22 protein-coding genes are annotated in these 23,112 nt (G+C 48.1%); 10 read left to right on the top strand and 12 right to left on the bottom strand.

Translation table 11 applies throughout. From position 1 onward, the window contains the following. Positions 1-166: 166 nt before the first annotated feature. The 4 genes from KD145_RS12490 to KD145_RS12475 all read right to left on the bottom strand — a co-directional run bounded on the left by KD145_RS12490 (position 167) and on the right by KD145_RS12475 (position 3,980). A complete protein-coding gene (locus KD145_RS12490; RefSeq protein ID WP_212006211.1) occupies positions 167-1,342 on the bottom strand; it encodes a FecR family protein in 1,176 nt (391 codons plus the stop codon). A gap of 114 nt (positions 1,343-1,456) precedes the next feature. Beyond that, positions 1,457-2,056 (bottom strand): RNA polymerase sigma factor, encoded by a 600-nt coding sequence (locus KD145_RS12485; protein ID WP_212006210.1) that lies wholly within the window; start codon positions 2,054-2,056, stop codon positions 1,457-1,459. A 153-nt stretch (positions 2,057-2,209) separates the two neighbouring features. Continuing rightward, positions 2,210-2,773 (bottom strand): SMI1/KNR4 family protein, encoded by a 564-nt coding sequence (locus KD145_RS12480; protein ID WP_212006209.1) that lies wholly within the window; start codon positions 2,771-2,773, stop codon positions 2,210-2,212. After that, complete coding sequence (locus tag KD145_RS12475; RefSeq protein WP_212006208.1) at positions 2,766-3,980, bottom strand: tetratricopeptide repeat protein; 1,215 nt, start codon at positions 3,978-3,980, stop codon at positions 2,766-2,768. The genes KD145_RS12480 and KD145_RS12475 overlap by 8 nt, the downstream gene beginning before the upstream one ends. Positions 3,981-4,055: 75 nt before the next feature. On the opposite strand from KD145_RS12475, the gene KD145_RS12470 reads away from it, so the two are divergent. Further along, positions 4,056-4,277: a hypothetical protein gene (locus KD145_RS12470; protein WP_212006207.1), complete on the top strand. Its 222-nt coding sequence runs from the start codon at positions 4,056-4,058 to the stop codon at positions 4,275-4,277. A 20-nt stretch (positions 4,278-4,297) separates the two neighbouring features. Then, a complete protein-coding gene (locus KD145_RS32580) occupies positions 4,298-4,495 on the top strand; it encodes a PIN domain-containing protein (RefSeq protein WP_212006206.1) in 198 nt (65 codons plus the stop codon). Positions 4,496-4,549: 54 nt separating this feature from the next. On the opposite strand, the gene KD145_RS12460 is transcribed toward KD145_RS32580, so the two are convergent. Further along, positions 4,550-5,527, bottom strand: a complete 978-nt coding sequence (locus KD145_RS12460; RefSeq protein ID WP_212006205.1) for a sugar phosphate isomerase/epimerase — start codon at positions 5,525-5,527, stop codon at positions 4,550-4,552. Positions 5,528-5,732: 205 nt separating this feature from the next. Here KD145_RS12460 and lepB point away from each other — a divergent pair, with 205 nt between their 5' ends. After that, on the top strand, positions 5,733-6,932 hold the full coding sequence (lepB, locus tag KD145_RS12455) for a signal peptidase I (protein ID WP_212006204.1): 1,200 nt from the start codon (positions 5,733-5,735) through the stop codon (positions 6,930-6,932). A gap of 1 nt (position 6,933) precedes the next feature. Here the strand turns inward: lepB and KD145_RS12450 are convergent, their stop codons facing one another. Both KD145_RS12450 and KD145_RS12445 read right to left on the bottom strand, forming a co-directional pair. Continuing rightward, positions 6,934-8,238: an MFS transporter gene (locus KD145_RS12450; protein ID WP_212006203.1), complete on the bottom strand. Its 1,305-nt coding sequence runs from the start codon at positions 8,236-8,238 to the stop codon at positions 6,934-6,936. 87 nt (positions 8,239-8,325) lie between these two features. Then, entirely contained in the window at positions 8,326-9,144 is an 819-nt protein-coding gene (locus KD145_RS12445; protein WP_212006202.1) for a helix-turn-helix domain-containing protein, read from the bottom strand. A gap of 258 nt (positions 9,145-9,402) precedes the next feature. Here KD145_RS12445 and KD145_RS12440 point away from each other — a divergent pair, with 258 nt between their 5' ends. The 3 genes from KD145_RS12440 (at position 9,403) to KD145_RS12430 (ending at position 12,339) form a co-directional block, all read left to right on the top strand. Continuing rightward, positions 9,403-10,311, top strand: coding sequence for a YheT family hydrolase (locus tag KD145_RS12440; protein ID WP_212006201.1), 909 nt, complete (start codon positions 9,403-9,405; stop codon positions 10,309-10,311). 192 nt (positions 10,312-10,503) lie between these two features. Continuing rightward, the gene (locus KD145_RS12435) at positions 10,504-11,646 is read left to right on the top strand and encodes a FecR family protein (protein ID WP_212006200.1); all 1,143 of its coding nucleotides are present in this window, start codon (positions 10,504-10,506) and stop codon (positions 11,644-11,646) included. A 135-nt stretch (positions 11,647-11,781) separates the two neighbouring features. After that, positions 11,782-12,339, top strand: coding sequence for a DUF1543 domain-containing protein (locus KD145_RS12430; RefSeq protein WP_212006199.1), 558 nt, complete (start codon positions 11,782-11,784; stop codon positions 12,337-12,339). Positions 12,340-12,379: 40 nt separating this feature from the next. Here the strand turns inward: KD145_RS12430 and KD145_RS12425 are convergent, their stop codons facing one another. After that, on the bottom strand, positions 12,380-12,631 hold the full coding sequence (locus KD145_RS12425) for a hypothetical protein (protein WP_212006198.1): 252 nt from the start codon (positions 12,629-12,631) through the stop codon (positions 12,380-12,382). 123 nt (positions 12,632-12,754) lie between these two features. Between KD145_RS12425 and KD145_RS12420 the strand changes: the two genes are divergently transcribed. Continuing rightward, positions 12,755-13,918, top strand: a complete 1,164-nt coding sequence (locus KD145_RS12420; RefSeq protein WP_212006197.1) for a TlpA disulfide reductase family protein — start codon at positions 12,755-12,757, stop codon at positions 13,916-13,918. A gap of 5 nt (positions 13,919-13,923) precedes the next feature. On the opposite strand, the gene KD145_RS12415 is transcribed toward KD145_RS12420, so the two are convergent. The 3 genes from KD145_RS12415 to KD145_RS12405 all read right to left on the bottom strand — a co-directional run bounded on the left by KD145_RS12415 (position 13,924) and on the right by KD145_RS12405 (position 18,902). Then, on the bottom strand, positions 13,924-15,186 hold the full coding sequence (locus tag KD145_RS12415; protein WP_212006196.1) for an acetyl-CoA C-acetyltransferase: 1,263 nt from the start codon (positions 15,184-15,186) through the stop codon (positions 13,924-13,926). Between the two features lie 140 nt (positions 15,187-15,326). Beyond that, positions 15,327-16,292: a D-glycerate dehydrogenase gene (locus tag KD145_RS12410; RefSeq protein WP_212006195.1), complete on the bottom strand. Its 966-nt coding sequence runs from the start codon at positions 16,290-16,292 to the stop codon at positions 15,327-15,329. A gap of 111 nt (positions 16,293-16,403) precedes the next feature. Continuing rightward, complete coding sequence (locus KD145_RS12405; RefSeq protein ID WP_212006194.1) at positions 16,404-18,902, bottom strand: cation-translocating P-type ATPase; 2,499 nt, start codon at positions 18,900-18,902, stop codon at positions 16,404-16,406. Between the two features lie 185 nt (positions 18,903-19,087). On the opposite strand from KD145_RS12405, the gene KD145_RS12400 reads away from it, so the two are divergent. The 3 genes from KD145_RS12400 (at position 19,088) to KD145_RS12390 (ending at position 21,843) form a co-directional block, all read left to right on the top strand. Then, entirely contained in the window at positions 19,088-20,593 is a 1,506-nt protein-coding gene (locus tag KD145_RS12400; RefSeq protein ID WP_212006193.1) for a glycosyltransferase family 39 protein, read from the top strand. A gap of 162 nt (positions 20,594-20,755) precedes the next feature. Beyond that, the gene (locus KD145_RS12395) at positions 20,756-21,445 is read left to right on the top strand and encodes a hypothetical protein (RefSeq protein WP_212006192.1); all 690 of its coding nucleotides are present in this window, start codon (positions 20,756-20,758) and stop codon (positions 21,443-21,445) included. 11 nt (positions 21,446-21,456) lie between these two features. After that, positions 21,457-21,843, top strand: a complete 387-nt coding sequence (locus tag KD145_RS12390; RefSeq protein ID WP_212006191.1) for a hypothetical protein — start codon at positions 21,457-21,459, stop codon at positions 21,841-21,843. A 207-nt stretch (positions 21,844-22,050) separates the two neighbouring features. On the opposite strand, the gene KD145_RS12385 is transcribed toward KD145_RS12390, so the two are convergent. Beyond that, positions 22,051-23,109: a response regulator gene (locus tag KD145_RS12385; RefSeq protein WP_212006190.1), complete on the bottom strand. Its 1,059-nt coding sequence runs from the start codon at positions 23,107-23,109 to the stop codon at positions 22,051-22,053. Positions 23,110-23,112 lie beyond the last annotated feature (3 nt).

Below are 23,112 nucleotides of genomic sequence, written 5' to 3'. Positions count from 1 at the left end.
TGCAATGTTTGGTTGAATGAATAAATAGTGGTTTAACTGAACTAAGGCCGGGGTAGGACGCCAATCTTTATCCCCGGCTTATTTCATTATAGTACATGGAAATGCCTCTTCGGTTAGCCTGAATTGATCATTGTTCCTGATTGTTTTTCATTGTTCATTTATAAAGTCATGGCTCGATGATAATCCTTCGGCCATCTTCAATTCTGTATTTGATTCTTGTTCTGGAAAGTCCTTTTAATACCTGGGAGAGAGAAAGGCTGCGGCCTATTTCCCCGCTGAATACGCGTTCAGGTATTTTGCCTTCGTAGGTCACTTCTACATTGTACCAGCGTGCGAGCTGCCGCATCACGGTGGGAAGATCAGCATCATTAAAAGAGAAATAACCTTCCTTCCATGCCACGATGGAGGAGATATCTACATTATCGGCTACCTGTACATCGGTATTGTGTACACTTACCCTGGCCTGCTGGCCGGGTTTGAGCAGCAGTTGCCGGTTGTGTGCGTGCAGTCGTACTGCGCCTTCCAGCAGGGTGGTATTGACGCTGGCCTCGTCCTTATAGGCATTGATGTTGAAGTGGGTACCCAATACTTCCACCGTGGTATTATTCGCTGTCACGCGGAAAGGCATGGCCGGATCTTTCGTGACCTCAAAGTAGGCTTCACCGGTGACGGATACTTTTCTTTCGGTGCCGGTAAAGGCTGTTGGGTAGGTGACAGAAGAACCCGCATTGAGCCATACGGTGGTAGCATCCGGCAGTACCAGCTTGTACTGGCCGCCGAGCGGGGTGCTCATGGTGTTGTACAATATTTTACCCTGGCTGCTGCCGGAGGCATCATATACGAGCTGGCCATTGGCCAGTTTGGTGATTTTACTGTTGCCCTGTTGTGCGAGGACGCCGTTGCCGGCGCTGTCTAGCGTGATCTGTGATCCATCGCCGAGTGTGAGCATGGCCTTGTTGCCACCGGGAGCTACATCCGGAGTGGTGCTGACAGCCACCTGAGGAGCAGGTGCAGGGGATGGCCGTTGCCTTAGGTAGATGGTGCCGGCGAGGATTACAATACATGCTGCTGCGGTCCATTTCCAGAACAGCGGTACCACCCGGCCTGGTGCTGGTGCCGGCTTGTCGGTTGCCAGCACTGCTGTGATAATGTGTTGCCATACCGCAGGGTCCTCATCTTCCGTTGAAGGAACGGCCGGGCCATGGAATGCCTCCAGCTGAGCGTTGACAACGCCGGTATCATCTGCCTGGATCATGTCCAGCAGTTCGGTGTACTCCTCATCGGTAGCGAGGCGTTGCCGGGCTCTTGATAGTAAATATGTCAGTCTCTCAGTATCTGGCAATGACGTGGTTTTTGCGATAACGTGAAAAAATGATGCTGGGAAAGCCCGGTTGCAGGGGGCCCTGCCTATACGTACTGCGAGCGTGGCAGTAGTACCTATCTTCCTGAAAAAAAATTAAAAAAAGTTGCAAAGGCAGCAGGAGAGCACCAAAAGAGGTAGTATGATACCGTGTTTGACAAGATATTCCCGGATAGTACGCAATGACCTTACCAGGGAATTTTTGACGGTCTGGCTGGAGAGATGTAGCTGTTCTGCTATTTCAGCGATTTTAAAACCGTTGTCACGGCTCAGGGTATATATTTTCCTGGCCTGAGGCGGCAGTTGAGCAATGGCTTCCCGGATCAGCCGGGCTGTTTCGGTGAGTGACAGGTTATCCTCGGTAATATTGGTGTATTCATCTTCTTCCCGGGACAGCAGATGGCGGGCCTTTTCACGGACACCTTGTTTTTGCAGCCAGCTATAGGAGCGATGATACGTCATTTTAAAGATCCAGTTACGGGGACTGGTGACCTCTGTAAGCTTATCACGTCCCATCCAGAGGCCCAGGAAAATCTCCTGGACGATATCTTTCACCGGGGCTTCCTCCTGTATGATCTGGCGGATAACAGGACTGATCCGGGGCACGTACAGGTGAAACAAAGCTTCAAAGGAAGCTTCATCTCCTTCTGCAATCTGCTCGAATAAAACAGTCTCCTGTGCTAAATCATGCTGCATTCTGAAAGGTCCGGATACTAAATCTAAAATTGGTTTATTGTCTCCCCTGGCATATGGTTTAACGGGTACAACAGTGTAATGGAAGAATGGCAACCGGGGGTGTCAAAGATAACATGATAAATTCGAAAAAGGCTGCGAAATATTGGTGGATAGCTATAACCGGTAGCGCTTGCCGGCATGTTGTATTTCAAAGTCCTGTATTTCCTTTTGCAGATCGCGTTTGCGACGTAAGTAGGTTTTAAGATCTATTTGAGGTCTTTCCGTTTCCAGTGCGGAAAGAGCTTTGTGCAGGGCCATCCAGGCGCTTCTGAGCCGGTAGGTTTCTGATTCCCTGAAAACGATCACAGCAGGGGCTTCCCGGATAATGTCCAGTGAGTATCCTTGTAGTGTCCAATCGGTAAAATCGTCACTTAGCACTTCCATACAATCAGGGTCCAGTGCACCATAACCGGTAGTGTATACAGTGGGTTGTCCGGAAGTGGTGTCCAGAAAGATACCGCTCCCACCGCTGTCATCCCCGATGCTGATATAGGTGGGAAGATAGCGTTGTACCGAATAGGTCTGGTTTCTTTCTATGAGATCGTCGGTACCGTATAGTGTTACCAGATCTGTTACCAGCAGGCTTTCGGAGCTTTGTTGTGTTTCCAGGAAACGGACATAAGCACCCGGCAGGGTGATGCCGAGTGCTGTTTCAATATGTTTAAGTCGCTTATCCATTATTTTTCAGGTGGGTCAGCCACTGTTGTGCAAATTCATTGCCGGGTTCCAGCTGCAGCACTTTCTCAAAGGAAGCGATGGCCTGGGGCATATCTTCCATATGATAAAAGAGGATGGCGCGGTTGAGATGTACGAAGGTATTGTCGGGTGCCATGGCCAACGCTTTGTCGTAGCAGGCCAGTGCTTCCGGATAACTCTGTTGCAGCAGGTAAAGGGAACCTTTGTTGACCAGCATTCCCGGCTCATTGGGAGCCAGTTCTATTCCCTTCTGTGCATATTCCAGTCCCATTCTCAGGCGGCCTTCCACACTCTTCTGGATATCCTCATTGTAACCGTTGTCTTCCATGAAGGTAATGCTGTGGTTAATACTTTCCAGCAGGGTCCTTACCTCGTTGTCATACCAGGCTGCACTTTTATCTACCTGTTGTGTAAAGGGGATCGCCTCCAGGTCGATGTCACCATCCAGCTCTGCAGTGGACTTCATTTTATCTTTAGCGGGAGCATACCACCAGGCACAAAACTTACCCAGTTCACCTCCTTCCGGCAGTTCGTCTGCGGGAGGCAGTCCTTCTTCAAAGATGGCATCATTGGCCACTACGAGGTCCAGTATAGTTTCCAGTGCTTTGTAGTCAATAGGTTCTCCTTCCTGTTCGGCAGCCATCACCATGAAGGGCAACAGGAGGTACCAGCTGTTGAGCAGGTCCTTGTTTTGTTGTTGTGCGGCGGCTTTAGCAATGCAAAGGGCAAGGGTGAAGACGTCCGTTTTTTCAGGTGCCACCGCATCGGCACCTTGCAGGGTACCATTGGCTACCATGCCTTCCCATAAGGAAGAACCGGCATCGCAATACAGGATATAAGTTTGTTGCTGATGGTCATAGTTGGCATATCCGGCTACCGGGTTGGTTTCTTCATCCCATTCCGCTTCAGGTTGTGTATAGATGAAGCTGAACTTCTGCGTGGCTGCCAGCGTATCAAAAAAAGCCTGATGCTGTGTATATGCAGGGTGTGCTGTTATCGGGAAAGTATATACGAAATGGTGTTGAATCAGCAGGTCCATTACCCGGAAATGGGTAAAGCCGGTATCAAACTGTGATTGCAGATCATACAGACTGTAAAAAAGGCTTCTGCGGTCCAGTGAATCGTCCTGGCTTTCATGCAGACAATAAACGGATAACTCCACCAGGGATTCTATTTCATGCATCGACATATAACTGCGCTTTTGTTTAAAGTGCGAAAATACGGCATATTGTTATTGACGGGTGAGATTTAAAGATGTTGCCCTATGTATGGAGAAGCAAAAAAACTTCATCTGATTGAAGAAATACTAAAAATAGAAGATGATGCTGTTCTTGCTGAAATAGAGACTGTTATAGCAAAAAGTAATGTTCAGCCTATTCACCGCAGAAGCTTTAAGGATTTTGGCAATATGATGACACCTGAAGAGGCAGCATCATTTGAGAAAATCATTGAGGACGGTTGTGAGCAAATCCTATTAAACATTTAACCCTGGTTCGCTCTTTTTTATTGAACTGCCATGTTTTGCAAACTGATTTGATTACTGCTGAAATGTATGCAAATATAAAATCAGCATTATTAAGAAAAGGAAAACCAATTCCCGAGAATGATATATGGATTGCAGCTTTTGCTTGTCAGTATAATCTGCCATTATACACAGCTGATAAACATTTCGAGGAAATTGGCGAAATAATATTACACAAATGACCATTAAGTTATCTACTAACAATAATGGTCATTTGTAATTAATTGGTATCCCCGCTATTTCAGCAATACATTCTTCACATAGTTGTAACTCTTCGTAATACTTTCAAACGGATCGATGGTGATTTTATCCTGCTCTACGAAGATGTGCTGTACGCCTGCTTCGCGGGCTTTGGCGAATATCTGGCGGAAGTTGATGCTGCCGGTGCCTACTTCGGCGAAGCTAACGCCGGATAATAACTGCATGGATGTTTTATTTTCATTGCCGGGAGCCGTGAGGCTGGCTGTGTTCTTTTTATCCATGTCTTTCACATGCCAGGCCACAAATCTGCCGGGGGCCTGCGCAAACAGTTTCAGTGGATCCACTCCTGATTTAACGGCCCAGAAAAGGTCCAGTTCAAACGATACCAGCGATGGGTCGGTATTTTTGAGCATCACCTCATAACCGGTGGTATTGCTTCCGGCGAGTTTTTTAAACTCCCAGTGATGGTTATGATAGCCTATGTGCAGGTTATGTTTTTTACATATTTCACCGGCTTTGTTCAGCTGCTCTGCCATGAACTTGTAGTCGTCGGCGGTAAGTTTTTTATCCCATAATGAAAGTGGGAGTACGGGCACAATAAAGTATTGTTGTCCGAGCTGGTTGGCAAGATCTATCTGTGGCTGCAGTGCGGCATCGTTGCCATTGCCTGGAGTGAGAAAGTCATTGAGTTGATAGTGCCCGCTGGGTGAGGTAAGCCGGTATTCCTGAAACAGGGCTTTGAGTTCAGCGGGAGTGAGGCCCCAGAAGGTCCCTTTGTCTTTGTCGCCCTGGTAGCCGTAGTAGGTTTCCACTTCCTGATAGCCGATCTGTGCCACCCGGGTGATAGTACCTTTCACATCGCGGTCCAGCAGGTCACGCAGGGTATATAGCTGGAGGCCTGTTTTACGGGCGAAGGCTTTTTTTTCTGTCTGGGCAAAAAGGCCGCCGGGAAGCATCATGCCTGCCGCGAGTAGTCCGGCCTGCTGGATAAAGTAACGTCTTGAGTTCTGCATTTTATCGTAAAGTTTGTAACGTGGATAATGAGCGGTATCGGTTTAAAACAGATGCCGGGGCATGAAATTAATAAAACAGATGCATCTGATGAAAGAAATGTTGCTGCGGCTTTACTGCAGCGGGTTTTAGCCAAATAAATTTTACGGGGATGTGGTTTTATTTAGTTAAATTGTTAAGACAACTTTTTATCCTAAAGCCAACTCGATGAAGCTATTTTTCTGGAGGAGAAAAAGAGCCGGAGGCGTTCAGAAAAAAAAATCGAAGATAAGGGAGTGGGTGGATGCTGCTATATTTGCCATAGTCGTGGCTACACTGATCCGGACTTTTATCTTTGAGGCTTTTATGATCCCCAGCGGTTCTATGGAAAGGACCCTTTTAATCAATGATTATCTTTTTGTAAGTAAAATCAGCTATGGTCCACGTATTCCCATGACCCCACTGGCATGGCCTTTTACAAATCATACCCTGCCTTTCACCAAACGAACGAAAGCCTTTTCCACTGCTATACAATGGCCTTATATGCGATTGCCTGGTTTTAGTCATATCACCCGTAATGATGTGATCGTGTTTAATTATCCCTGTGGCGATACAGCACTATATGATAACTCAGGTGGTGATGCGGACTATTATACCATGAAGCGTAATCTTACCCCTGACTCCCTTAAACTATTTTATGGTGATCCTGTCTACCGGCCGGTAGACAAACGGGAGACCTGGATCAAACGTTGTGTAGGCATCAGCGGAGATACCATTCAGGTAATAGATGGTCAGCTTTATGTGAATGGTCAGCCTGGGTTCATTCCTCCCAATTCTCTTTCCGGTTATCAGGTGAAAACAAGGTCCGGTAAACCTTTCGAGGAGAAAGAACAAAAGAAACTCAGCCTGGATCCTGGATACGGCATAGGCCAGGATTCTTCCAGATATTATACCTATAACTTCACGCTTGATAATGTAAAAACTATCCGCGAATGGGGTGATACGATACAACCGGATATGAAGACGCGCTCGCGTCGTGGTATTTTCCCCGGAGAGCCGTATAAGTTTCCCTGGAGTGAAGATACCTTCGGCCCCGTGTATGTTCCTAAAAAAGGAGCGTCTGTTCAACTGGATACCTGTGTGCTCCCATTTTACAGACGAATCATTGAAACTTATGAAAATAACAAACTGGTAGTAAAAGGAGACAGAATATTTATCAATGGGCTGGAAGCCACCTCCTATACTTTTAAGATGAATTATTACTGGATGATGGGCGATAACCGGCACGAGTCCGTCGACTCCCGGTTCTGGGGATTTGTACCCGAAGACCATCTGATCGGTAAGGCCTGGGTGATATGGTTTAGTTATCATAAAACCTATAAGGGAAGTAACATCCGGTGGAACAGGTTTTTTTCCCTTATCAAATAAACTATGATGGGTGTGATTTTGATGATTCTCCTGATGTGAGAAGATGGAAGCGAAGTTTGTCAGATAAGAGAAGATTGTGAGAATATTGAAGCGAAGCGCAGTGCGCTTCGCTTAATTTTTTTGTTGCAGCAGGTTGAGAAGAAGGGCTATCATTACAAAGGTTCCTCCCAGGAAACATACACCTGTCCAGTGCCAGTGGCTCCATACCTGGGCGCCCAGTAAAGATCCGATGGCGCCACCGGAGAAGGCACTCGACATATAAACCGTATTGAGCCGGCTGCGGGCTGCGGGCAATAAGGCAAATACTTTTGATTGGTTGGAGATTATGTGTCACCTGCATGCCTATATCGAGCAGTATAACACCTGCGATGAGCCCGGCGAGTGAAGTAGCGGATGCTCCCATGATCACAAACGATACCAGTGTAGCGATAATACCCAATCTGATCGCAAACTGAGGCCCTTTGCGGTCGGCTGATTTCCCGGCCATTGGTGCTGCCAGTGCACCACAGGCACCTATCAGTCCAAACATGCCTACTGCATCACTTTTATAAAAAAATGGAGCTCCTTCCAGCAGAAAAACGAGCGTTGTCCAGAATATGCTGAAGGCGCCAAACATCAGGAAACTGGTCATGGCAGCCTGGCGCAGGGGAGGGAAATTTTTTACCAGTGAGAACAATGACCGCATCAGGCTACCATAACTGCCGGTGAAAACAGGTGGGTCCAGCGGCAGCTTACGATACAGTACCATCAATAAGATAATCATTATTACAGCCCCGATCAGGAATACGGCCCTCCAGCCAAGATGTGCACCTATCAGGCCACTCAGGGTGCGTGATAACAAAATACCTATCAATAGGCCGCTCATCACCTTACCTACTATTTTTCCCCGGGCTTCGTCCGGTGCCAGCGTAGCGGCCATAGGCAGCAACAGCTGCGGGACAGCAGAAAAAAATCCTATCAGCAGGCTGGCTGCTACCATCATGTAGTAGTTGACTGCCACAGCTGCCATCAACATACTGCCTACTGCTCCTGCGAGCTTCCACAATATCAGTTTGCGTCTTTCTGTTTTATCGCCCAGCGGTACTACAAAAAACAATCCCAGTGTATAACCAACCTGTGTGATAGTGGCTATGACACTTACTTTTTCTTCACTCACGCGAAATGTTTCCGCGATCATCAGTAACAGCGGCTGATTGTAATAAATATTGGCTACTACCATTCCACAGGTGACTGCCATCAACAACACCAGGGTGCTGTTCATCAGGCCGTCCTTCCTTTCGATGGGCGGCTGCATCACATTTTTCATACTATTATTTGTTTGCGGCAAAATTACACCCGTCGATAAGCAGGAAATGGTACTGATTATCAGATGGAAGGTACTTTTTATAAGTAGTTAGACCTGCCGACGGAAATTGACAGGTGTCTGTCCGGTATATTTCCGGAAGAAACGCGAGAAATAGGAGGTGTCGTTGAAACCGAGGGAGAAGGCGATTTCCTTGATATCCATATCAGTGAGGGTGAGCAACCGTTTAGCTTCCAGCAGCAGCCGTTCGCGGATATATTCACCGGCGGTAGTGGAAGATTCTTTTTTGCATACCAGATTCAGGTAGCTGGCTGTTACGTGTAGTTTGGCGGCATAGTAGCTGACTTCGCTGTGCTGCGCATAATGTTTTTCCAGGAGCTGCAGGAACCGGTTGATCAGCCGGTGGCCGGAGGCCGCTGTTTCCGAAGGATAAGCACTGGCATACCAGCGCTGCAGGAGCAACAATATAATTTGTAACCGGTGCTGTGTAATATTGGCGGCGGTTTCTGCAGACATCAACCGCAACTCAGTGGCCAGCTGTTCATACTGCCCGATGCTGAGTTTGAGCAATGGTGGCGCTGAAGGCGTGAAAAAAGGCCATAATGGCCCTTTATGCAGCATAAACCCTCCGGCAAACATCACCTGATAACCAGTGGTGTTCTTAGAGAGATGCCACTGATGGGCCTGCCCGGGTGCCAGAAAAAAAACGGTGTAGTTACTTACCTTATAATCATGGAAGTCAATAGTATGGGTACCGCTGCCTTTCTCCACGATCAGCAACATAAAAAAATCATGTTTGTGCGCTTCCTCAATCACAGGCTGGTTGATAGGCTGATGCTGTATCATCCTGAAATCTTCCTGTCTGTAAGGAAGATTAAATATTTTTTCTATGCCGAAAGTAGGTAACAATGATTAGTTTGATTTTACTGATTCTCCTGAAACTGTGATTTATATGATTTTTGTTGATTTTCCTGATATGCGAAGATAAGCGAGAAGATAGAAGCGATAAACATATATTGAAATTAAATAAAATGCTCATACTGAATCTTCACACTTATCTTCGCATATCAGGAAAATCAATAAAAATCATAGAGATCACAGTTCAGTTTCATGCCAGTAGCTAATCCGTCCGACTATAAGCCGCCTTTTTTATTACAAAACCGTCATATGCTGACGATCTATCCATCCCTGTTCCGGAAGATCAGGCCGGTGGATTATCAGCGTCGGCGGATTACTACGCGGGACGGGGATTTTCTGGACCTGGATTTTAGTGAAAAGGGAAGCGACCGGATAGTGGTGATATTACACGGGCTGGAAGGTGATTCTACCCGGAAATATGTGCTGGGTATGGTGCATATTTTTAATGGGGCAGGTTTTGATACCGTGTCCATGAATTTCAGAGGTTGCAGTGGAGAGCCTAACAGATTGCTGCGTTTTTATCATAGTGGGGAAACAGGCGATCTGCACAGTGTGGTGCAGTATCTTCTTTCACTGGGAAAATATAAATCCATTCATCTGGTGGGTTTTTCCCTGGGAGGAAATGTGACCCTCAAATATGTAGGGGAACAAGGAACCCGTATTGCTCCGGAAATCAGGTCGGCAGTGGGCATTTCAGTGCCGGTAGACCTGAAAAGCAGTTCTGCAGAGCTGGAGAAGCGGCATAATATCATTTATATGCAGCGGTTCATTCGGAACCTGGAGGAGAAGCTAAAGCTTAAACAACAGCAGTATCCCAACGACATCAACCTGGAAGGTTACGACAGTATCCGGAGTTTCAGACAATTTGACGACCGCTATACCGGCCCTATGCATGGATTTCGGGATGCACTGCACTACTGGGAGGAATGCAGCTCCCGGCGTTATCTGCACCAGATCAGTATTCCCACCCTGCTGATCAATGCCAAAGATGATCCGTTTCTGGGATCGGACTGTTTCCCTTACGAAATAGCTGACGCCAGTAATACGTTTTTTCTGGAAACACCGTTATATGGCGGACATGTGGGCTTTGTCCGGTTCTATGAAGAATTTTACTGGTCGGAAGAACGGGCACTGGCCTTCATAAAGCAGTATCTATAAGCAGCACTGGCAGGAAAGAAATCAGCGGGGAGCAGCTTATTTTTTACTATTTTGGTCTCTTAAATGCAATACTGGAAAAGCTAATGCCAACCGGTCAGTATACAAACTTATCTCGACCTGATAAAAATATCAGATTGAAAAACCGCTAACCCAGTTTACCTGAAAGAACATTTTAATCGTATTATACCTGTAATGACCACCAACCGCGATCAAATACGGATATTGTTCAAGGAACAGCTTACGGGCGCTCTTTCGGAGTCTGCTGCACAGCAGCTGGAGCAACTGCTGCAGGAGGATCCTGCCGCTCGTGAAGAGTGGGCTGCCCTGCAGCAGGAGACAACACTGACAACTGTGAATACGCAGCGCAGAAGAAATGCCACGGAGCAGACCACCGATACCGGGACAGCCCGGCCGCATCGGATCATTTCCCGCCAGTGGTTTGCCTGGGCTGCAGCCGTAATACTATTGCTGATCGCTGCCGGCAGTTATTTCATCTACCACACTCACCAGCATGTTCCGGGAGACAGGTTGATTTCCCGCAATTATGTGCTCGCCAGGTCCGCCGTAAAGCTGCTGGTCCCGGGAAGTACTTCACTGGCCCTCACCGGAGACAGTGCCGTACAGATATGGCAGGTGGGAGAAGTACGCCTGCACAACGATGCCGGCTTACTCCGATACAGCGGTCTGTCCAAAGGTTATGGCCTGAATACACTGTTGGTGCCTGCAGGAGCTGATTACCGTCTTATCTTGTCGGATAGCACGGAGATATGGCTGAATGCTGCATCCCGACTACGTTTTCCGTTCAACTTCGCCCGTAATAAAAGAGAGGTATATCTGGAAGGAGAAGCCTGGTTTAAAGTAAACGCCAACGCAGAACATCCTTTTGTAGTACATACGCCCAATACTACTGTCACGGTGCTGGGTACCACTTTAAATATCAATACCTACGACGATGAAAGAGTACGGGTGTCCCTGATAGAAGGTACTGTCAACGTAAAAGGCACCACCGACGAAGCTGTGACGCTGAAAGCCGGTACTGAGTCGGTATACGGCGATTACAACGGTATACGTACAGCCCCCTTCGATACTACGGAAGTACTGAGCTGGATGAAAGGTGTCGCTACTTATCAGGATAAAAAACTAAGGGAGCTGAAACCCATGCTGGAACGCTGGTTTGGCGTACAGATAATTTTTGACAAACCTGAAATAGCCTACATCACAGCCTCCGGCCAGCTGGAAAAGAATAAATTAACAGCTTTCCTGCATCATCTCGAAACAACCAGTCGTATCCGGTATTATTTCTCCGGTAGCGAATTACATTTTAACCTGCCGTAAAATTTCGATGCACGAGTTGGATATTACTTGTCCGGGCCGGATTGCAGCCTGTTTGCAGACATCTGTAAAATGAATGGCGGGAATTGCGCACAGGAAATTTTACTTTTGCTGCCGTGACCGCTAAACCGTTTTTCAATGGAAGATTTAAAACTTTATATGCTGTTGCTGGGCTGCGATTTGCCCGGCCGTCATACAGAACAACATGATGTGTTTTTTGGTGTTGCACGCAAGGTCAGCGACCTGGTGCCGGACCTGAAGGCTTTCTGGCCCGAAGCCGGGGAAAAGCTACATGTAGACGGATGGAGGGAAGTAACACATGTGAACAACTACCGTATCACCGTAGTGCCCAGAACAGAAACGGTGGACAATCCCGAACAACTATACTTCCTGAATCTGGGAGGTTATAAACCGGGAGAAATGGAAGAGTTTCACTATAAGATTCTGAGTGTTAACAAAGATATTGGTGCTGCCATCCGGGATGCCAAAGAAACCACCTTCTACAAACATACTACCTTTGCTACCGCTACTTCCCATGTAGATGACAAGTACGGAGTAGACGTAGATGATATTATACCGGTGAAGGATATACTCCCTGAACCTGTAAGGGCACAGTATCAATTGAAGCTAACACCAGTGGAAGATACCGTTACGGATGAATTGCATCTGGGGTATTTTCAATTGCACAAACTATAATTAATCAGTTACGAATTACGAATCCGTAATTCGTAACTGACTATGAGTTTTCTTCATCTTCGTCTTCATCTTCTTCATCTTCATCATCCATTTCTTCATCAAATTCCAGTTCTTCCTCATCTTCCTCATCTTCCTCATCTCCCTGTTCCTCCTGCTTATCCAGCTGATCATCATCTTTACTCACATCATAGTTACTGGTCTCTTCTGTTTGTTTGAACTCACCGGTTTCTTCCCGTTGGGTCTGAAGTTGTTCTCCTTCCGGTTGTCCGGCGAGTTTGCGTTTTTCTGTCATGGTATCAGATTTATTAAATGCTGCGCAAAGACCAGGCCGCAGCACTTATAACCTTTTATCAAATATTTGTCAGCGCTCAGGTATTTTTTTGATACTTTGCCGGCCACAACCAACCATTAAGCAATGAAAAGAGTTTTTCTTATTTGTGCTGCCCTGACAGCCATGAACCATCTGTATGCGCAGAAGGCCGGTGTGACCATTACCGGTAAAGTGCCAGCTATCTTCAACGGTGAGTATATTTTCCTGAGCAAAGGCGCCGGTTTTAAGAACAATATACTGGATTCAGCCAAAGTAGAGAAAGGAGCTTTCTCCCTTGCGTATCCGCTGGAAGACACTATTCAGGGGAGTATACGGGTAACCAAAAAGACAGATGGTAAATTTTATTATGGGAACAGGACTTTATTCCTGAAGCCCGGTGACAACGTATCGCTGACAGCGAAGGACACTTCTGTTGCGAACGTATTTGAAAACGGTGTGCTGAAAGGTGCTCCGCTAACCATGCAGTATGACCAGTTGCAAGGCTCCCTTAAAAAGGTAAATGACAGCCTGCAGGTGGTAAGAGGCGCAGCGATGGGCCGGATGCGGGCATGGCAGGAAGGTAAACTGAAAATTGACACCGCTGCGGAAATCGCTTCCAGGCAGGTGATGGACAACCTGTTGAAACAAAAATCTGATATCACCGATGCTTTTATTGATGCACATCCTGATTATTATATCAGCCTGCTGAGTTTCAAGGAAAGCCTGGGTTCCCGCGTAAAAGACGTTCCGGCAGCGCAGCAACGGCTGAGCAAGTTTACGCCGACACTGCGTAATTCCACTTTCGGACTGGGTATCAAAGAATTACTGAATGCCTCTGCCAAACTGGGCATTAACCAGTTGGCGCCTGATTTTGCGTCTAAAACACCTGATGGGAAAACTTTGAAGCTGTCTGATCTGAAAGGTAAATATGTGCTGCTGGATTTCTGGGCCAGCTGGTGCGGACCTTGCCGGGCTGAGAACCCAAATGTGGTAAAGGCTTACAACCAGTATAAAGACAAAAACTTTACCGTGCTGGGTGTTTCCCTCGATCGTGAAGGTGCACATGATAAATGGACAGAAGCTATTGAGAAAGATGGTCTTACCTGGCATCATGTGAGTGACCTGAAATGGTGGAATGCAGATGCGGCTAAACTGTATCTTATTCATTCCATTCCTCAGAACTTCCTGATAGATCCCAATGGCCGTATCATTGCGCAAAACCTGCGTGGAGAGGCTTTACAGCAGGAACTGGAAAAAGTAATCCGCTAAAGATATTACCGCTCCAGGATCGCGACCACGCCCATTCCACCGGCGGTGCAGATCGATACCAGTGCTCTGCCTTCACCGCGTTCCTGGAGTATTTTAGCTGCCTGGGCCACTATTCTGGCCCCGGTGGCTGCAAAAGGATGTCCTATCGCTACACTGCCTCCTTTTGTATTCAGTTTGCTCCTGTCTATGCTTCCAAGTGGAGCGTCATATCCCAGTTTTTTACAGTAGGCTGCATCTTCCCATGCTTTCAGGGTACATAATACCTGTCCGCAGAAAGCTTCGTGTATTTCATATACATCGAAGTCCTGCAGGCGCAGGTTGTTTCGTTTTAACAGGCGGGCTACTGAATAGGTGGGCGCCATGAGCAGTCCTTCCCCGTGTACATAATCCACTGCGGCTGTTTCCGCATCTAACAGGTACGCCTGTACGGGCCATTGCCGGCGTTGTGCATATTCTTCGGAGGCCAGCAGCAGGGCGGCGGCGCCATCGGTGTAGATAGTGCTGTTGCCGGCGGTGAGTGTGCCTTTACCGCTGAAGTCGAAAGCTGGTTTGAGGGTGGCCAGTTTTTCGGGCGTGGTGTCTGAGCGGATGATAGTATCACGGCTCACATTCCTGAAGGGAAATACCAGTCCTTCGAAGAAGCCGGCGATATAGGCGCGGGTGGCGTTCATGTGGCTGTTGTAGGCGAGGGCGTCCTGCTCTTGCCGACTGATGCCCCATTCCTGTACCATGCGTTCGGTATGTTGTCCCATAGACAGGCCTGTGCGGGGTTCTACGATAGAGGGATATACAGGAGACAGATCGCGGAAGCGGAGGGAGGCCAGTATTTTAAGTCGTTCACCCAGTGTTTTGGCGCCTTTGAGGGCGGTGAGCTTCCAGGAAAGCTGCTGTTGCAGCAGCAGCGGGAGATCGCTGTTGGTATCGCTGCCACCGGCGATGGCGGATTCTATCTGTCCCGCTGCGATGCGCAGTCCCAGTTGGATGATGGCGTCCAGGCTGGTACCACAGGCCCGCTGTACGTTATAGGCCGGCGTATGCGGATCGAGGGAAGTACCCAGTACACATTCCCTGGCAAAGTTCCATTCGGTAGAACGGTTGAGTAATGCGCCCAGGGCTACGTCGCCGATGCGGACACCTTCCAGCTGATAGGCTTTGATGAGGGTATTCAGACAGGCTGTCAGCATTTCCTGGTTGGACACCCTGTTGTATTCCCGGAAGGATTTTACAAAGGGGATGCGTTTGCCGCCAATGATAGCCACCTTTCTCATAACTGTGATGCTTGTGATGGGTTATGATAATTATGATTGATTACGATGATGATGACTGAGATGTTGCTGAGCGTAAAAACTTTTTGTATCACCAGGCTGTCATACGGGACAGCAGGCTTGTAATGGTGACTGCGATGCTGTTACAGGCTGGTCACCTGGTTAGGCAGCGGCTGGCCGTTGAAAGCGGCCAATATGTTCCTGGCGGCCATTACAGACATGGCGTTTCTGGTTTCTACGGTGGCAGAGCCAATATGTGGTAATACTGCCACAGTAGGCATGTTCAGCAGCGGGTTGTCGGGATGCATGGGCTCGGGATTGGTGACGTCCAGCCCGGCGCCCCAGATGATGCCCTGTTCGATGGCTGCGGTCAGGTCGGGTTCGTGGTGTATGGCACCTCTGGCGGTATTGATGAATATAGCCGAAGGTTTCATCCGTTTAAAGGCGGTCATATCAAAGGTGCCGGCTGTTTCCGGCGTGAGGGCCGTATGGATGGAGAGTACATCACTTTGGGCCAGCAGCTCATCGAAAGATACTTTCACGGCGCCCAGCTTTTTCTCTGCGGCTTCGTTGTGGCCTCGGTTGTGATAGATCACCTTCATATTAAAAGCGCTGACACAACGTTGTGCCATCACATAACCGATGTTGCCCAGTCCCCATATGCCCAGGGTTTTGCCTTCCAGGTCCATGCCCAGGTTGGCCGTAGGCTCGGAGAAATTCCAGTCGCCACGTAATATTCTTTTGTGTTGGTAAAAGGCTTTCCGGGCTACAGATAGCATAAGCAGAAAGGCGGTGTCGGCAGTGGCTGCACTCAGCACGCCGGGCGTATTGGTGACCGGCACGCCCAGCTCATTGGCAGCGGCTACATCTACGTGATTATATCCTACAGATAACAGCGCCACCACTTTCAGATGCCGGCACTGCTCCAGGAAAGGACGGTCGATCGGATTGCTGCTGGCGAGCAGCAAAGCATCATACTGACGGCAGTGGGTGATCAGTTCTGCTGCAGAAAGGGCACGCTTTTCAGTCCATTGGGTAACGCTGACGCCTGCACGTTCCAGTAATTCCAGTCCATCGGGAGGAATGATCCTTGTAGCAAAAACCGTCATCGATTTAGTTATTTTGTTATTTAGTTATTTGTTGTAGGCGCGAAAACACTTTTTTAAAATAATCTGTTATTCTCTTCAACACCGATCCCCAAAATTCCTAAATCCAAAAATTTATAAATTCCTAAATCTCTTTCTCATTTTCCACAATTCAAACCACCACACAGATATTGCGCCAACAGTGGCACAGGTGAGCAGTGAGCGTATATCCAATGCCGTTATACTGAAGAAACCGGCTACCGGCGGAATATAGAGCATGCCTGCCAGCAGCACCAGCGTGAGCAGAATGATGCCTACCATCAGCCGGTTGTGGTTGCGCATGCTGGTGATAAATGAAAAATAAGAGGAGCGGTCTACCTGTGTCAGGAACACGTTGGCCAGCACCAGCGTGGTAAATACCATACTGCGGGTATATACTTCGGTATGGCCCAGGGATACGCTCCACTGATACACTCCCAGCACGCCGGCGGTGATGGCCAGTCCCTGCAGGATGCTGATGTTCATCTCCCGGAAGGAGAGGAAGGTTTGACTGATAGGACGTGGCGGCACCTGCATGGCATTGGGCTCCATCGGCTCATTTTCATAAACGATGGAGCAGGTAGGCCCCATGATCAGCTCGAGGAAGATCACATGCACCGGTGTGAAAATAAAGGGATATACCCAGCCCAGGAATAAGGGAAGGGATACGGTGAGTATGATGGGAATATGGATGGAGATGATGTATTGTACTGCTTTTTTGATGTTGGTATAGATCCTTCTGCCCATGGCTACGGCGTCTACCATGCCGGAGAGGTCATCATTGACAAGGATAAGGGCGGCAGCCTGTTTGGCGATCTCGGTGCCTTTCTGGCCCATGGCGATGCCGATATGTGCTGCTTTTAAAGCGGGACCGTCGTTAACGCCGTCGCCGGTCATGGCTACCACCTGGCTGTCGGCTTTCAGCGCATTGATAGCTGCCAGCTTGGCTTCGGGGAACATCCGCGTGAAGATGTTGACATTCAGCAGTTCGGACTGCATCTCCTGTTGCGGCATCTTCATCAACACTTCCCCATCGGTGGCCTTGTCGGAATGCCGCAGCCCTGCCTGCTGCGCAATCGCTTTGGTGGTGATACTATTATCGCCGGTGATGATCTTGATCTCTATACCAGCCTGATAAAACTGCTGGAAAACATGGCTGATATTGGATTTGGGAGGATCGTAGAAAGCTACCAGCCCGGAGAACTGAAAAGGCAGCTGCTGTTGCTGTGCCGGGAAATCGTTGCCGGTAAAGGGAGAGGTGGCCACCCCCAGTATCCGGTAACCTTTGAGTGCCAGTGCATTGATCTGTTGCTGGACGATGTTTTTTTCTGCCTCCGGCAGATGACATACCTCCAGGATCGCTTCCGGGGCGCCTTTGGCAGCGATGATGCGGGACCCGTTTCCATTTTCGAAGATATGTGTCATCATAGGAGGCTTGCCATCCAGCGGATATTCATGGACCATTTTATACTGCGGCCGTTCATCCGTTACCGTGAGACCGGCATATAAGTGATGCAGCGTTTTCTCCATGGGATCGAAAGGCACTGGTTCGCTGGCCCACATGGCATCGCGGATGACAGCTGCAGGCCAATGATCGTTTTCATACAACGTATGGTCGGCAGCGTTATATACAGCCTGCAGGCTCATTCTGTTTTCGGTGATGGTGCCGGTTTTATCGGTGCAGATAATGGTGGCGCTGCCCAGGGCTTCCACGGTGCGTATTTTTTTGACGATGATACCCAGCTGCATCAGACGCCTGGAACCCAGTGCCATAAAGGTGGTGAAGGCTACGGGTATTTCTTCAGGCAGTATAGACATGGCAAGGGTAAGCCCTTTCAGCAGACTGTCGGTGAGGTTGCCGCTGCGGATGAAGTTGAAAAGCCATACAGCCAGGAAAACACCGATGCCGATAAAGGCCATCCACTTCACAAACTGTTGTATCTGCAGTTGTAATGGGGTGGCTTCTTCCCGGATGTCGAGGATGGCCCTGCCCAGCTGACCTATTTTAGTGGATTCGCCTACCTGTTCTACCCGGCAGATAGCAAGGCCGGACACGACTACCGTGCCACTATATACGTAGTTGTCCTCACTGTCGGCATCTTTAAAAACAGCAAAGGCTTCTCCTGTTAAGGCAGATTCATTGACAGAAAAATCATTGCTGTGTACAATCACCCCGTCGGCATTGATGGTATTGCCTTCTGATACCACCAGCATATCGCCTTTCACGATATCAGCTGTGGGGACAGACAACAACGTACCGTTGCGGATTACTTTGCTAAGGGGCTCGTTTATTTTTTGCAGGGCTTCGAGTGCTTTGCGGCTGCGGCTGTCCTGATAAAAGGAGATGCCCGACACCAGAGCGATGGCGGCCAGCATGAAGTAGGCTTCTCCCCATTCTCCCAATACAAAATAGATGGCGGTGACCGCGATCAGCAACAGCAGCATAGGCTCCTGCAGGATCTCCCTGAGCAGTGCCAGCACCGGGTTGATAGAAGGCTCCGGCGGTACATTACGCCCGTTTTCCAGCCTCGATGCTTCCACTGTGGCATCATCGAGCCCTTTGATGTTTTCCGGAAGATTGATTTTTACCGCCATGGGATCTGCTGTTTAGTGCGCTGTTATGCATTGATTAACACCGCGATAAGGGTAAAAGTTATGGGAAGACTATTGTCCCCAAGATAATAATAGTGCGGCAAGGAACAAAAGTCTTATCTTTCAAACGGCGATTCCAGCCGGAATGGTTCTTGAGGGCATATTTATCCAACAGTCTACTACTACACATGCGGAAACCTGGTGCGAACAATACTTTTATAGCTTATATCTCAGCAAATAAATGGTTGGCGCTTGCCATCTGTGTGGTTACGGTATTAAGGTTGTCTTTTATTGAGTTGATGGGGCTGATGCCACAGGATGCCTATTATTATTTTTACGGGCAGCATCTGGCGCTCTCGTATTTTGATCATCCACCGGCTATTGCCTATATATTACGTTTATTCACTACCGTATTGGGCCGGCATGCTTATGTGATCAAGCTGGCGGATACCGTGGTGACGGCTTGTATGCTGCTGGCTTTTTACCGGCTGGCCACCTGTTTCCTGTCGCGGCACCGTGCCTGGAATGCATGGCTGTTGCTGTATTCCACGCTGATGGTTACTTTGCTGTCGCTGGTGTCTACGCCGGATGTGCCGCTGATGTTGTTTTGGTGTCTATCACTGATAGCCTTGTACAAGGCGTTGTTTGAAGGCAGCCGTGTGGCCTGGATATGGGCGGGCATCGCTATGGGACTGGCTTTTGACAGTAAGTATACAGGTATACTGCTGCCGGCTGGTGGTGTTTTGTTTTTGTTACTGTCGCCCCGTCACCGGCATTATCTATGGTCACCATGGCTGTTGCTGGCAGTCGCTTTCTTTTTCCTGACGATATCTCCGGTGGTGATCTGGAATGCAGAACATCAATTTGCCTCTTTCCGCTTTCAGTCTTCCGGCAGGGTAAGCGGGATGGAAGTGCATCTGCTGGATTTTTTCGGGGTGATAGGTCATCAGGCCGCGGTGCTGATACCGGTGTTGCTGGTTGCGTTGTTTTATTATCTGTACAAGGCTTTCCGGAAATACCGGTTCCATATTGGGCGGGTGCCGGTAAAGCAGCTGTTTCTGTACTGCTTTTTTCTGCCGCTGTTCCTGATTTTTCTGTTGATATCTCCTATATACTGGGTGAAGATCAACTGGATGATGCCTGCATATATCACGGGTATTATCTGGGTGAGTACATGGATGGGCATGAAGTTTATACGCTGGCAGTGGATGGTTTCGCTGGTAGTACATCTGGTGCTGGCGGTGGAGATAATTTTTTACCCGGCCCCCATTCATTCTGATGATACGATGATTGGCTGGGAAGGACTGGGCAAAGCGGTGAAAACCTTGCACAAGGCTTATCCTGGCGATTTTATTTTTTCTGCAGATGATTATAAGACCAGTGCCATGCTCAATTTTTATTTGGGCGAGATGGTATATTCGAGAAATATCATCGGGCAACCGGCACTGCAGTTTGATTATATAGGCACCGATTTACGGCGCCTGGAAGGCAGGAATGCCATCTTTATCAATTCGCTTACAGATGTGAATGACGATAGCGACGAGCGGCTTTTTGTGGCAGAGCTGCGTCCTTTTTTTGTGTCGGTGGAGCCTCTGCCACCGATAGAAGTAAAAATGCAGGGCCGGGTGGTGCGTAAATTCCTGGTTTACCGTTGTATGGATTACCGGCCACCAGCTACTGAGATGGTGAAATGAGCCACCGTATTCAGTTTGGGCTCTCCGATGACGACCGTCATCGTTCCTGTTGATGACAATCATTAGATGTTACCACGGATATCATTGTCCAGAGATGGAGGTGGAGGTACCTTTGTGATGTCGGGAATATTTAATGTTTTTCTTTTTTTAATATGAACGCATATGTTTACCGGTTTTTTTTCCTCATCGCTGCAACGGAGATTTTGTGAAGGTTTTCTGTTTTATCCGATCAGAAGATTGCGTCAGTACGGAGGATTTATCTTCAAACAATATAAAACAAAGTCCGGAATAAAAACTTTGCTGGACAATCAGCGTCAACTGTTTGACTTCAATGGTTATTATGCAGCGGAGCTGGCCCGGCAGATAAAGGACAGGGCAGTACCTCATGCAGAACGGCTTTCCCGTAAGCTGGAAGCGTTGTATGTGGCAAGTCGCCAGGAGATGAAGCAGCATGCCGTAATCTTTATGGAGTTTAATGATGTGATCATCAGTTATTACAGAGAGCTGAGCACTTACCGGTCTGTAGTGCTGGAGAGCCTGGAGAAGGAATTGAAACCGGCGCTGAAAATTAAGGCAGATGAAACGGTGCTGCAGGCTTTCAGGCCCGACTATCACGGTAATGTAAGAGAAGTAATGAAAGCATTTGTAAAAGAAAGCAATACCACTGCAAGATTTTTACAGAAATGCGTTGATAATGACAATAATATTAATGATATTTGTGCAGATAGGAAAATGCAGGACCTGATCAACTGCATCAAGGAGATGTCACTGATCCAGCGCGGTATGGTCACCTTGCTGCAACACTGGGAAGACCAGCAACGGCTGAACGGCCTGCAGATGTATTACAATTAGTTTCACTAACCATGAACAACCAGGAAGAAATCAGGGGTAAAAATCTGCAAGACCAGCAGATATGCAGAGGATGGCTGAGTATACTGGAAGCATTACGAAAAGAAAATACTGCCCTGTTGGACAGGCTGACAGACTCGCTGCGCTTTGTTAATTCCCGTGCCTTTCTGGACCAGGCGGAAGCCTTTCAAGAAAAAATGATCAGCAAAAATGAATCCCTGAAATTGCTGCGTCATGAAGTTATGGAACAGCTGGACTGGCTGGATATCGTACCTCAGCCACGTGAAGAAGCACCACATGATTGGCCTGTATTAACGCATGATATGCGGAAAATGCAGGAGGAATTTGAAAAAATGAAAACAGCATTTAATAACCTGTTGCGTAGCTGGCAAATAGAGTAAACCTTGGATGATTGATAAATTTTGAAAGGAATTAATGTAAAAGATTGCGCAGAGAATCAAAAGAAAGGTACCGTGAAGAGAACAGTGGGGACTGTGAAAGTGGAATGTAGAGATTGTGCATGTGAAATGTGGGGAATGTGAAGATGATAGTGTAGAGAAATTTTTAGCCCCGGGCAGATGCCCGGGGCTAAAAATTTTTACCAGTTGCTAGTTGCGCATGGCAGCAATCCTGTCTTTCTCCACGAGGATAATGGTGCCGTCTTTTAGTGAAATCAGTTGTTCATCCCTGAAATCGCCCAGCGTACGGATCAGTGATTCTTTTGCCACGCCGGCCATTGCAGCCAGATTCTCACGGCTAATGTCTATTTCAAAATGCGGATTTTGTGTGGTGTTGTATTTATGCTCCAGCGTAATGAGCGCTGAGGCTACCTTTTTGCGCAGCGAGCTGTAGGCGAGTGCAATCAGCTGCTGTTCCTTTTCCGCGATATTTTTGGCGAGCAGCTGCACAAACCGGCTGAGCACTTCCGGATTGTTGCCTACCAGTTCTTCAAAATCCTGGTGCGGTATAATGGCCAGGGTAGTATCTTCGATGGCTTCCGCATTTTCCTGATAGGCGCCTGCTTCCAGCAGCGCGGTGTAACCCAGAAAATCCCCTTCATTGTACAGTCCTGTGATCAGCTCTTTCCCATCATCATTCCGCTGATAGGTTTTTACTTTTCCTTCCAGGATATAATACAGGCAGTCGGGTCTGTTACCCGCTGCATATATCTGTTGTTTCTTTTTGTAGTGGTTGGTGTTACGATCTTCTTTCAGGGAAGATAACAGGTCTTTGCCGGAAGTGCTCGACAGCAGGGTATGCAGGCCATTGATGCCAAAAGCATCCTGTTGCCGGATCTCTGCGCATCTTTTGAGACGGCTTTCGATGGCGCTGAGCAGTTCTGCTCCTTCGAAAGGTTTGGTGATGTAGTCATCAGCACCCATTTCCATTCCTTTCCTGACATCGGTGCGCTCTGTTTTGGCGGTCAGGAAAATAAACGGAATAGGGCGCAGGCTTTCATTTTTATGCAACATATGCAATACGCCGTAGCCATCCAGCACGGGCATCATGATGTCGCATACGATTAGGTCGGGCTGTTGTTCCAGCGCGATGGTCACACCTTCTTTGCCGTTGGCAGCTGTCAGTACATTGTAATTGGCCAGTGCCAGGATTTCCGCCAGGTTATCGCGGATGTCTTTGTTGTCTTCAATTAGCAGGATTGTTTCCAAGAT

The sequence above is a fragment of the Chitinophaga sp. HK235 genome (assembly GCF_018255755.1).
Lineage (GTDB): Bacteria > Bacteroidota > Bacteroidia > Chitinophagales > Chitinophagaceae > Chitinophaga.
The sequence above is the reverse complement of the archived record's forward strand: the minus strand, read 5'-3'. Positions and strand labels throughout refer to the sequence as shown.